The organism is Mesorhizobium sp. LCM 4576 (assembly GCF_001854815.1).
Lineage (GTDB): Bacteria > Pseudomonadota > Alphaproteobacteria > Rhizobiales > Rhizobiaceae > Mesorhizobium > Mesorhizobium plurifarium.
Genome location: NZ_MDDT01000011.1, coordinates 32763 through 44996, shown reverse-complemented (window position 1 = coordinate 44996; position 12234 = coordinate 32763). Strand labels below are relative to the sequence as shown.

10 protein-coding genes are annotated in these 12234 nt (G+C 64.4%); 6 read left to right on the top strand and 4 right to left on the bottom strand.

Going from position 1 to position 12234, the window contains the following annotated elements; genetic code table 11:
- The first annotated feature begins 11 nt into the window (after positions 1–11).
- Entirely contained in the window at positions 12–1757 is a 1746-nt protein-coding gene (locus LCM4576_RS05035; RefSeq protein WP_071030835.1) for a type I secretion system permease/ATPase, read from the top strand.
- 3 nt (positions 1758–1760) lie between these two features.
- Positions 1761–3077, top strand: coding sequence for an HlyD family type I secretion periplasmic adaptor subunit (locus tag LCM4576_RS05030; RefSeq protein WP_071030834.1), 1317 nt, complete (start codon positions 1761–1763; stop codon positions 3075–3077).
- 654 nt (positions 3078–3731) lie between these two features.
- Here LCM4576_RS05030 and LCM4576_RS05025 read toward each other — a convergent pair.
- Positions 3732–4085: a RidA family protein gene (locus LCM4576_RS05025; protein WP_071030833.1), complete on the bottom strand. Its 354-nt coding sequence runs from the start codon at positions 4083–4085 to the stop codon at positions 3732–3734.
- Between the two features lie 24 nt (positions 4086–4109).
- Entirely contained in the window at positions 4110–5243 is a 1134-nt protein-coding gene (locus LCM4576_RS05020; protein WP_071030832.1) for an FAD-binding oxidoreductase, read from the bottom strand.
- A 434-nt stretch (positions 5244–5677) separates the two neighbouring features.
- Here LCM4576_RS05020 and LCM4576_RS05015 point away from each other — a divergent pair, with 434 nt between their 5' ends.
- On the top strand, positions 5678–6679 hold the full coding sequence (locus tag LCM4576_RS05015) for an ornithine cyclodeaminase family protein (RefSeq protein ID WP_071030831.1): 1002 nt from the start codon (positions 5678–5680) through the stop codon (positions 6677–6679).
- Positions 6680–6683: 4 nt separating this feature from the next.
- The gene (locus tag LCM4576_RS05010) at positions 6684–7826 is read left to right on the top strand and encodes an aminotransferase class V-fold PLP-dependent enzyme (RefSeq protein ID WP_071030830.1); all 1143 of its coding nucleotides are present in this window, start codon (positions 6684–6686) and stop codon (positions 7824–7826) included.
- 3 nt (positions 7827–7829) lie between these two features.
- Here the strand turns inward: LCM4576_RS05010 and LCM4576_RS05005 are convergent, their stop codons facing one another.
- Positions 7830–8807 carry a LysR substrate-binding domain-containing protein gene (locus LCM4576_RS05005; protein WP_071030829.1) on the bottom strand — a complete coding sequence of 326 codons (978 nt, stop codon included), beginning with the start codon at positions 8805–8807 and terminating at the stop codon, positions 7830–7832.
- A gap of 145 nt (positions 8808–8952) precedes the next feature.
- Entirely contained in the window at positions 8953–10278 is a 1326-nt protein-coding gene (locus LCM4576_RS05000; protein ID WP_071030828.1) for an amidase, read from the bottom strand.
- A gap of 372 nt (positions 10279–10650) precedes the next feature.
- Here LCM4576_RS05000 and LCM4576_RS04995 point away from each other — a divergent pair, with 372 nt between their 5' ends.
- Positions 10651–11439, top strand: coding sequence for a transporter substrate-binding domain-containing protein (locus LCM4576_RS04995; RefSeq protein ID WP_071030827.1), 789 nt, complete (start codon positions 10651–10653; stop codon positions 11437–11439).
- A gap of 71 nt (positions 11440–11510) precedes the next feature.
- Positions 11511–12233 carry an ABC transporter permease gene (locus LCM4576_RS04990; RefSeq protein ID WP_071030826.1) on the top strand — a complete coding sequence of 241 codons (723 nt, stop codon included), beginning with the start codon at positions 11511–11513 and terminating at the stop codon, positions 12231–12233.
- Position 12234 lies beyond the last annotated feature (1 nt).

Genomic DNA, 12234 nt, shown 5'->3' with positions numbered 1-12234 from the left:
CGGTCAAGCCAATGTCACGGGAGAGCGCTCCGGGTGCGATCAGGCAGGCCGGCCYGCGGCCGATCTTCCTGCGCGCCGTAACCGATGTYGGCCTGTTCTCGCTGCTCATCAACCTTCTGCTGCTGGTGATCCCGCTTTACCTACTCCAGGTCTATGACCGGGTGCTGCCCTCCTCCAGCGTCGAGACGCTTGTCTATCTGTCGGTCATCGCGGTCGCRGCGCTTGGTTTCCTCGGCTTCCTCGACGCCATCCGCGCCGTCTACACGCAGCGCGTCGCCGCAACGGTCAATGACAGTCTGGGCGCCAGAACATTCGCCGCTTCGCTCGGCTCCGGCAATGCGCCGTCGCCGCTCACCGACCTTGCCTCGGTCTGCGCCTTCATCCGCTCGCGCGGTGTTTCGGTGCTGTTCGACCTGCCCTTCGCGCCGGTCTTCCTCGCATTGCTCTACCTGATCCATCCGCTGCTATTCTGGGTCACGCTCGGCGGCGCGGCGCTGCTGGTCGTGCTGGTCTTCGCCAACCAGCTTGCCATCGGCAGGAACGATGCGCTTTCGGCGGAGCGTTCGGCTCTGGCCAGCCGGGCCGAGCAGGCCTTTGCCCGCAACGCCGACACGCTGCGCGCCATGGGCATGGTGGAAAACGCCGCGCGCGCATGGGGGCGGCATGTTGCCGAGGCGCTTGTCCTGCATGACCGCTCGGCCGGCGCCAACGCCGTCTTCAGCGGCGCTTCCAGGGCGCTGCGCATGATGCTGCAGCTGGCGATCCTCGGCACCGGCGCCTGGCTGGTGCTCAAGAGCGAAATGACGGCCGGCATGATCTTCGCCTCGTCACTGGTGTCGTCGCGCGCGCTGCAGCCGCTCGACCAGTTGATCGGTTCCTGGCGGCAACTGGGCGAGGCCAGGCGCGCCTGGACGCGGCTTGAGAGCGCGCTTTCGGCGCAGCCGGTAGAGGCGAGCAAGCTCATCCTGCCCGAGCCGACCGGCGCCATCTTGGCGCAGGATCTTTTCTTCATCGCGCCGAATGCCACCTTCGGCGCCGAGCCGGTCCTGAAGCGGTTGAGCTTCGCGATAGCCGCCGGCGAAGCGGTGGCGATCGTCGGCCCGAGCGGCGCCGGCAAATCGACGCTGGCGCGACTGCTCGTCGGCGCCGCGCCGCCGACCGGCGGCTCGGTCAGGATCGACGGCGCCGAGCTCAGGACCTGGGACGAAAACCAACTCGGCCGGCACATCGGCTATCTGGCGCAGGAGGTGGAGCTTTTCCCCGGCTCGATCGCCGACAACATCGCGCGCTTCGACGCGAAGGCCGACGACGCGGCAATCGTCGAGGCGGCAAAGCGCGCCGAGGCGCATGAGCTGATCCTGACCATGCGCGACGGCTATCAGACGAGAGTGGCCGGGACGCTGTCGGGCGGCGAGCGGCAGCGGATCGGGCTGGCGCGCGCCTTCTACGGCAACCCCCGCATCCTGGTGCTGGATGAGCCGAGCACGCATCTCGACGGCGCCGGAGAGACCGCGCTGGAAGCGGTGCTTGCCGCCGCCCGCGCCGCTGGCGTCACCACGATCGTCATCACGCATCGCCCTTCGATCGCCACGGCTTGCGATCGCGTGATGGTCTTGCGCGGTGGTGTCATCGAGGCGTTCGGGCCAAGCGCCGAGGTGCTGCGCCAGCCGGCTAAAGCCGCGCAGCGGAGCACGGTGGTGACCGGATCGTTCACGCCGACCATCCGCGCCGCGCCGACCGTCCGCCACGGGTCCTGAACGATGACGCAGAGCCTCGCCTTCGATGGCCGCCCGCGCACGGATTTCCGCCGCACCGCCTTGGCCGGCTACGCGGCAATCGCGCTTCTTATCGGCGGCTTCGGCTATTGGGCAGCGAGCGCGCCGTTGGCAGGCGCGGTGATCACGCAAGGTACGATCGCGGCGACCGGCGGCAACATCCTCATCCAGCATCGCGAGGGCGGCATCATCAAGCAATTGCTGGTGCATGAAGGCGACCGCGTGCGCGAAGGCCAGGATCTCATCCTGCTCGACCGGACCGCTGCAGAGGYCGATCTCAACCGGCTGACAAGACAATGGATCGCGCTCAAGGCAAGTGCGGCGCGGCTGGAGGCCGAGCGCGACGGGCTCGCCACGCTGGCGCCGATCGCCGAGCCCGCCCCGGCGCCGTTCCAGCAGGACTTCGAAAATCTGATCCGCGAACAGCAGAAGGAGTTCGACGCCAGGCTGGCGCGGTTCCGCTCGGAGCAATCGATCCTGGCGCAGCGCGTCGCCATGCACCGCGAGTCGGTCAAAGGGCTGAACGCGCAGAAAACGGCCATCGAACAGCAGGCTGAAGTGGTGAAGAAGGAGCTCGGCATCAAGACCGACCTGCTCGACAAGGGCCTCACCAATCGCACCGAATATTCGCAGCTCTTGCGCTCCGAGGCCGACCTTGTCGGCCAGGCAGGCGCGCTGGAGGCCGATCTTGCCTCTGCCAACACGCAGATCGTGGAGGCGCAGGCGCAGACAGAGCGCGCCACCACGCAGCGCGTCGAGGAAGCACTGACCAAGCTCGACGATGTGCGCACCAACCTCGCCGACATCGAGGAGCGGATGCGCGCGGCGCGAGCGGTGCTCAAGCGCACGACGATCACCGCGCCGGCGGCAGGCATCGTCGTGTCCTCGACCTATAATTCGCAAGGCAGCGTGGTGGCGCCCGGCGAAAAGATCATGGAGATCCTGCCCACGGCCTCGGGCCTGGTGGTCGACGCGAGGCTGCGGCCGAAGGACATCGACCAGGTGCATGTKGGCCAGCCGGCAAAGCTCAGGCTCTCCGCGCTCAACACGCGGCTCACGCCGGAAGTTCCGGCCACGGTAAGCGAAATTTCCGCTGACAGGCTGATCGACCAGGCCACGCACGAACCCTATTTCCGCGCTAGGCTGAAGATCACCGAAGCCCTGCCCGCCGGCGTGAAGGCCGAGCAGCTCTACCCCGGCACCCCGGTCGACGCTTTCATCAGCACCGGCGACCGGACTTTCTTCGAGTATCTGGTCCGTCCGATGGTGGATTCTTTCGCGCGGGCGTTCAGGGAGCGGTAGGCGGGCGGAAGCGGGGCCCTCCCGATCATTTCGGTCGCCGCGACCTCGAGGCAATTCGCGGGAACAGGACTCCCGGTGCCGCTAATCGAGATACGGGATGCGTGCAACGGATCGATTCGGATGGCTGGAACGCTGCGGATCGCGAAGGTATATTCCGACGAGATCAAGACGTTTTTTAGTAATTCAAGAGCGATAGCTTGCCAGCCCCGACAACATTGGAGAGGGATGAAATATGGACAGTCGCATAACCGCTTTTTCAGCGGCAGTACTTGCTTCAGTTGTTCTTTCCGCCTGCCAGTCTCAGACCATTGACGAGATCRCCGCGGGCAACCGCGCCTCTTATCAACGGGCCTGCTCGGGCGCGGGCTTCAGTCCCGGAACGTCAGATTTCGACAATTGCATGAACCGCCAAGCCAGCACGTCGGGCAGGGAACTGCCGAAAAATGCGAATGGTCCTGCGCAACCTCAACAGCCTATGAATTGTGACACGCAAACCACCACGACCACGAGCGATGACGGGTCGACCACCACAACGCGGACAAAACAGCGTTGCTCGCCAAGCAGTTCGTCGGACGACGATTCTTGATATTAGAACCTGGCGAGCGAGAACAGAACATTGACGCAACTGCGGAACGGCTCAGCGCACGCCCGAGATTAGGAGCCTGCGGCGGTAAGCTGGATTTCGACACGGATATCGGGCAACRCGAAGCTTGCTCCGACCGTAGCGCGCGCCGGCGGCTCCGCGCCGTCGAGCCAGACRACCCAAGCCTTGTTCATCGCGTCGAAATCCGCGACGTCCTTCAGCCAGATTTGCGCGCACAGCAGCCGCGACCGATCGGCGCCAACGCTCTTTAGAAGCGCGTCGGCCTTCTGCAATATCTGCCTGGTCTGGCCGGCCGTGTCGGCTTTTCTGTCGTCTGCCGTCAGGCCCGAAAGATAGATCGTGCCCTTGTGGACGACGATCCGGCTGAGCTTCTCGTCCTTCTGGTGCCGTTCAATTTTCGCCATCGTGAACCTGTGTCCGAAGAGAGATCATGCGTGCGCGCCGGCGCGTTTCGCGCTCGCCTGGAAAAAGCGCTGGGGACGGAACGTCTCCATCTCTTCATGGACCTTGCCGCGCACGACCTCGTCGGCGACCACCCTGCCCAATTGCGGCGCGATGGTGACCCCGCTATGCGTCACCGCCATATAGTGACCGACGATGTCCGGCATCGCGCCGGCGCAGGTGTAGCCGTCCTCCGGAAAAGGCCGAACCGTGGTGCGGATGGCTTCCACGCCTGCGGAGCGGAGCGCAGGCAGGACCTTGCTCGCCGCCTCAAGCAGCGTCGCCGCCTCGTCACCGGCGGGGCTCAGTGTCTCCGGTTTCTTGAAGGTCAAGTCCACCGAAACCTTATGGATCATGATGCGGCCGGCGCCGTCGGGCCGTATATCCAGATCGTCGGCATGTAACTGGCTGYGCAGCGTCAGCGCCACCGGCGGGGTGAAGGCGAGAACGCCGATCGTCGAGGACAGCGGGATGCCTTGGGCATCGCCTAGCCTTTGGCTCGACCAGCCGCCGGTGCAGTTGATGACGGCATCGGCAGCGTAGCGCTCGCCATCCGCGGTGCGCGCCGCACGGACGCGGCCGCCTTCGGTTTCGATCTCGGTCACGCGCGCACTGACCTTCACCTGCGCGCCCCAGCGCTCTCTCGCCGCCCGCAAAAGCCAAGCAGAATAGAGGACCGGATCGATCCAGCCCTCCTCCGGATAATAGGAGACCGGACAATCGCCAATGGCCCGGATGTCGATATCGGGCTCCATCTCGGCAACCAGTTTCCTGTCGATCCACTCGACGCCGTAGCCCCATTCCTTCATCTGCCGAAAATTCTCGAAATAGTCGTCCATCGACTCCGGCACGGTCCGCCAATCGAAACTGCCGGTTTGYGTGAACCAGGGCGCGGCGCCGAAGTCGCGCTTCAGCTCTAGATGAGCGCGCATGCCCGCAACGTTGAGATCGAAATAGGGCCGCGGCCGCTTGGTCGTCRCATTCGTCCAGGCGAAGCTTACCGCTGATGTGCCTCCCGCTATCCTGCCGGCCTCGAGCACGACGACACTTGCTCCCGCCTTGGCGCATTCATAAGCGGCGGAGCTGCCGACGATGCCGGAACCGATAACCACGACGCGCATAAGAATAACCTCCAACAATCCGTTACTCTTCTCGCCAATCCTTTGTTTTAATATTGGTCAGAAATTTCATTTCATCCCGACAGCCAATCAATCGGAATATGGCACGTATTTCATTGAGATACTGTCGACTAAATAGACTATATTTTCTACATCGCCAGATGATTTGCCACAGATATTCCGGAAGAGCATTCGAGTTTGCTGAAAAACAGTGCAACGGGCGGGCAATCACGGTCAATTGAACTGGCCGCTGCCGTTGATGGCCAAAAGTTATGAACCGGCGCGTGCCGCGATCCGTCGCGCATGATCCGGCATGGGCAACTTCCCGCGCGAAGTTATGAAAGTCGTAAGCAGGAGCTCGGGATGGCAGTGTTAGGCTTGGCGAGCCGGGCGCACGCCCAGGCGCCCAAAGGTTTTGCAATGGAAGAGACCRCAAGGTGAATGCCGAAAGCGAATTCCTATTGATCGACAAGAACGCGATCCGGCAGGCCTTGACGCTTCCCCTGGCGCTTGAAGCGACCGAGGCGGYGCTGCTCAAGACCTCAAACGGCACGGCACGCCAGCAGATCAGGCGCACGCTGGACCTGCCGGGGGCGGTCGGCAGCTGCCTATCGCTGATGTATGCGGCACTGGACGACCGGCCGCTGTTCGGCGCGAAGGTGCTGTCGGTGTTTCCCGGCAATTTCGCGCATGGGCTTGGCTCCCATCGCGGCGGTGTCTTCCTGTTCGACAAGGATCACGGGCGGCCCGTGGCCCTGATCGACGGCGGAGAGCTGACGGCGTGGCGGACTGCGGCGGCCAGCGCGGTCGCGACAAAAGCGCTATCGCGCCCGGACAGCTCCACGCTGACCGTCTTCGGCTATGGCGAGCAGGCCCGCCGGCACGTCGAGGCCATTTCACAGGTGCGGCCGATCCGGGCGGTCCATGTCTGGGGCCGCGACCCCGCCAAGGCGCAGCGCTTCGCGGAGAGCCTGTCGACCGCCGGCTTCGGAGCTGGTGCGCATCCCGACGCCGCCGAAGCCGTTCGCGGGGCCGACATCATCTGCACGACGACATCGTCCGAGCAGCCGGTGCTGTTCGGCAAATGGCTACCGCCCGGGGTCCATGTCAACGCGGTCGGCGCGAGCGTCGCCTCATGTCGCGAGATTGACCTCGAATGCGTGCGCAGATCGAAGATTTGGGTCGATTACCTGCCCATGGCACTTGCGGCCGCGGGCGAGCTGATCGAGGCGATCGAGAGAGGCGAGATCGGCCGCGACCATGTTCGCGGCGAGATCGGCGAGGTGCTGGCGGGCGCGAAGCCCGGCCGCGCCGGCGATGTCGACATCACCCTCTATCGGTCCCTCGGCGTTCCCGCCCAAGACATCGAGCTCGCCAATCTTGTCTATGCCCGCGCCCGCGACGCGGGACTGGGCACTTCGATCGATTTCAGGTTGTGACGCCATGTTGAGCTGCCAGCGCGATCTCTTTTCCATACCCCGCGAGACGGCCTATCTCGACGCCGCCTACATGTCCCCGATCCCGAATGCCGCGGCCGCGGCCGGAGAGGCCGGCGTGAGGGTGAAGGCCGAGCCCTGGAAGATGACCATCGCATCCTATTACGACGAGGTGGAGCAGGCGCGGCAGCTCGCCGCCTCGATGATCGGCGCCGCCACCGACGACATCGCCATCGTCGCCGCCACCAGCTACGGCATGGCGATCGCGGCCGCCAACGTGGCGGTTCCGGCGGGTTCGGCGATCCTTCTCATGGAGAACGAGCACACCTCGCACCGGTATGTCTGGTACGATCTGGCGCAGCGCTCGGGCGCCCATGTCGACATCGTTGCGCAACCGGCCGACGGCGACTGGACCGGCGCGATCGTATCGGCAATCCGCAGCTCCATCCGTCCCGTCGCGGTCGTTGCCGGCACTCTCGTCCACTGGTTCGAAGGAATGGCCATCGACCTCGAGGCCGTGGCGGAAGCTGCACGTGCGGCAGGCGCGGCGCTTGTCGTCGACGGCACCCAGTGGGTGGGCGCGGTGCCCTTCGACGTGCGTCGCGTGCGGCCGGATTTCCTGGCCTTTGCCACCTATAAATTCCTGCTCGGCCCCTATCGCCTGGCCTTCCTCTACGCCGATCCGCGCTGGCACGAGGAGGGCCGCACGCTGGAGCATCATTCATGGAACCGCCTGGGGGGCGACCGGTCCGACTTCTACAACGTTACGGTGGCGGAGTTCCTGCCGGGCGCGCGCCGGTTCGACATGGGCGAGCGCTCCGACTTCGCGGTGCTGCCGATGGCGATCGCCGCCATGACGCTCATCCGCGATTGGACCGTCGACCGGGTGTTCGAGCGCCTTCGCCACMTCAACGAGCTTGTCTGGGCCGAGGCGGAAAATCGCGGCCTGCCGGCCGTGCGGCCGCGCTTCCCGACGCCGCATATCTCGATCCTCGATACCGGCGATCGCCTGTCACCGAATGCGGCGCAGGAATTGAAGCGCGCCAATGTGCACGTCACGCTCCGCGGCACCAAGATGCGCGTGTCGCCGCACGTCTACAATGACGAAGCCGATATCGACCGCCTGTTCCTAAGCCTGCCGCTCCGCTAGCGCCTAACCCTGCTTCGCCCTCAAGGCGCTTATCCCGGCGTCCACGCTGTTCATGAAGCTGCGCGTGGTCTGGATGAGGTGCTCGGTGAAGGCGTCCGCCGCGGTCGAGGCGATAACGCCCCATGGACGGTAGACGCTGAGATTGAGATCGAGATGCGGTCGGAAGTCCCTGATCTCGATCGGCAAATCGCGCGCGAGCCACGCGGAAAGTCGGTCCACGACCGTCACGCCCGCCCCCGCCGCCACCAGCGCGATGCAGGCGCTGGAGAGGCTCGCCTCCACCTTCAGCACACGCTTGACACCGCGTTCCTCRCAAAGCGCGTCGAGCTGGCGCCGCATCGGATCRGCCGAGCCCATCGAGATGAAATCGAGGCCGTCGAGATCGTCGGCCTGGATGACATCGAGCTCAGACAGACGATGATCCACCGGCATGACGCATACKGGCGGTGTCGCGGTCAGCGCGCGCCTGACGATAGAAGGATTCTCGTCCGACGCGGTCACCCCGATGCCAATGTCGAGTTGGTTGCGGCTTGCCCGCTGCACCACCGTCGCGGAGCTGCGGATGTCGAGCGAGATGGACACGGACGGATGCTGGCTCGAGAAGCTGGTTATGATGGACGGCAGCAGCGTGGAGCCGAAAGCCGGCAGCGCGCAGATGTTCAGCCTGCCGCTGCGCAGCTCGCGGATTTCCCGTGCGGCGCGCGAGATGCCGCGCGCGGATTCGAAGACCCGCTGCACCTCGGCATAGAGCATGTGYGCTTCGGGAGTCGGGATCAGCCGCTGCCGGCTTTTCCTGAACAGCTGGAATTCCGCTTTCTCGGTGAGCTGCTGCAGCATCTTGCTGACGGCGGGCTGCGTGATGTCCAGCGCGTCGGCCGCCTTCGTCGTCGTCCCGTGCAGCATCACGGACGCGAAGATCTCGRTCTCGCGGGGCGTGAACTCCGCGTCTTTCGCGATCGTGTCCTTTTCACTGAACTTCATAGACCCTGCCCGCCGACAAATCGCTGCGCCGTCGAAGCAAGTCGCGGCCGGGCGATGTTAACGGGCCACGCCGGGTGTTCCAATAGCCAAACGAATGAAGTTTATTCCTATAGGTTATGAAGCGCCGCAAAGGCTGGGATGCTCGTCAGCCGCCAACAAGGGTTTCGGYAAGGTCGAGCAAGGCTGCATCGCGGCCTGGAAGAGCGGCAAGCTRCACCGATACCGGCAGGCCGTCCGGCACGCCCAGGGGGACGGCCAAGGCAGGCATGCCGAGCATATTCGCCCAACGGCGGAATCGGCCGCCGGCCATCCCCCACGACACCATTTCCCCGTTCACCAGCGTGAGCTCGTCCGACAGCCGGGGCGCCGCACCCGGAGCAGTCGGGACGGCCAGCGCATCCAGGTCTGCCATCCTTGCCATGAACCGTGCGCGCGCTTCCGCTCGGATCGCGATGGCCCTGTCGTAGGCGTCCGCGCCGATGCCGGTGCCGTCCCGCAGGAAGGTGCGAACCGCGTCGCCGACCAGATCCGGGTTCTTCTCGATCGACTCCCGGTAGATCTGCGCAAATTCGTATTGCAGGATCGTCAGACCCGCAGAGACGAACTCCTCCCTGCCGTCGAAGGCGATTTCCACCGTGCGAACCATCGGCTGATCGAGCAGCGCGGCCAATGCGGTTTCGACAGCGCCGTCGACAGGAGCGCCGGTCAGCTCCGGGCAGATGCCTATGGTCAACCCGGTTCTCGATGCGCTTGCCCCGCCCTGCGCGCCGAGCGGTTTTCCGGCCATAGCCTCGGTCACCAGGCGAACATCCCGTGTCGAGCGCGCCAGCACGCCGACGCAATCCAGCGAAGGCGCGATGCCCATCACGCCCTTCGTATCGATCAGGCCGTTGCTGGGCTTGAAGCCAAACAATCCCGTTGCGGCGRCCGGGGAACGGTTTGAGCCGCCGGTGTCAGTGCCGATCGCCGCTGCGCAGAAACCTGCTGCAACCGCAGCCGCCGATCCGCTGCTGGTGCCGCCCGTTCCACGGCTTCCATCCAGCGGATTGGCGACCTTGCCGAACCACGGGTTGTCATGCCCGCCGGCACAGAGCTCGTGCAGGTTGGTCTTGCCGATGATGATCGCGCCCGCCCGCTGAAGGTTGGCGATACAGGCTGCCGTATCTTGCGCGACCTGGTTGCCGAACAATCGGGACCCGCCGGTCGTCGGCCAGTTCTTCACATCGATAATGTCTTTGATCGCGATGGGCACACCGTGCAGCGAACCGCGCCTGCGGCCCGATCGGATTTCGCGCTCTGCCTGAAGCGCGGCATCAAGGGCTTCGGCTTCGCTCACGWAGATCATCGCCCTGATCTCTCCGTTCAGCGCGTGGATCCGCTCGAGACAGGTCTCCACGATCCTTACCAGCGAGAGGCCGGAAGCGATTTCTTCATCCAGCGCCTCGATGGACCCGCAGGGATCGGTTTTCATTCGGCAAACTCAAGTCGCACGAGACCTCGCTATCAGCATCCAAGGACTGGATCGACGATGRCACAAGCGGGATTTGGCGGACAGTGYCGAGCCTATTGCCTTCGGGTTGAGGCTAACGGGGAAAACTCATAGCCCGGGTCGGCATGGCGGTTCAGGCACAGCGACCTGGCCCGACGGACGATGCATTTTGCCCACCGCAGCACGAGCCCGACTGCACCATCCAAAGCCTTGCGGCTGTCATAACTATTGGTGATGAACCGCGCCGCGGAGGGCATTAGATCGGCTTGATTTGACCTGTTAGCGTTTTCGGACATCGGCTGAAAATCATCAGCGCGAAAAGATAATTCAGCACAAACAAAAAGGGGAATAACCATGAAGAAGCTTGCACTCATCGCATCGCTGATCGCGGCGGCCCTTGGCGCCGCCAGCGCTCCCTCGGCAGCCGCCGACGACRTCATCCGCTTCGGCGTCGCGGCCGAGCCATACGCGCCCTTCTCGGTCAAGGACGCCAGCGGCAAGTGGCAGGGTTGGGAGATCGACCTGATGAATGCCGTGTGYACCGAGATGAAGGCGAAATGCGAGATCGTCGATATCGCCTGGGACGGCATCATCCCCGCGCTGCTCGACAAGAAGTTCGACGTGATCTGGAGCTCGATGTCGATCACCGACAAGCGCAAGGAGGTCATTGACTTCACCGACAAGTACTATTACTCGCCCAACGTGCTCGTCGGCGCCAAGGCCGACACGCGCAAATTCGACGTCACCAAGCCCGAAACGTTCAAGGGCGTGGCCGTGGCGGCGCAGAATGCGAGCCTGCAGGCGACCTACATGCAGGACAAGTTCAACGGCATCGCCGACGTGAAGATCTACCCGACGCTCGACGACGAGATCGCCGACATGCAGGCCGGCCGCGTCGACCTGATGGCGGCGGCGGGCATCCAGATCCAGGATTTCCTGAAGAAGCCGGAAGGCCAGGCCTATGAGGTCAAGGTGACCCTGCCGCACGAGAAGATGTTCGGCTACGGAGACGGCGGCGGCGTGCGCAAGGAAGACACGGCGCTCAGGGACCGTCTCAACGCGGCGCTTAAGGCCGTGAAGGCCAGCGGCGAGTACGATACGATCACGAAGCGCTATTTCGATTTCGACATCTACGGCGATTGACCTGCCGCTTTTCGGCATCATGCTCCGGTGCCGGCCGATCGGCCGGCACCATCGTCATTGGAACTTGCCGCATGGATTCGATGGTGTCTTGGCTGACCCTGCTCGGCTTCGGCGACAAGGGCTGGGGCGACGAATTGCTTCGCGGCGCCTGGCTGAGCCTCGAAATGTCGATCAGCGCCTATGTCGTCGGCCTGGCGCTCGGCCTCGCCGGCGCATTGGCCAAGCTTTCGAAGCGTCGCACGGCCGTCTTCGTCGCCGTCGCCTACACGACGATCATCCGCTCCATCCCGGACATCCTCATCATCTTCCTCATCTACTACACCSCGACGGACGCATTGCGCTCGGCCGTGACTTTCACGGGGCTCGCTTCCGAATTTCAGATCAACGGCTTCGTCGCGGCGACGCTGTCGCTCGGGATCGTGCAGGGCGGCTACAGCACGGAAGTGCTTCGCGGCGCGATCGCGGCCATCCCGCGCGGCCAGGCCGAGGCGGCGCATGCGCTAGGCCTGACCCGCCGCCAGACCTTCTTCCTGGTGACCCTGCCGCAGATGATCCCGCTGGCGCTGCCGGGGCTCGGCAATTTGTGGCTGGTCGTCCTGAAGGAAAGCTCGCTGGTCAGCCTCATCGGTTTCACCGAGCTGGTTCTCGCCGGCAAGATGGCTGCCGGCGCGACACGCGATTATTTCCTGTTCTACTGCGCGATCGCATTCGTGTTCCTGGTGATGTCCGGCCTGTCGGCGATGCTCTTCCACGCCTTGGAAACATCTACCGCCAATCCCGGGAGGCGCAGATAGC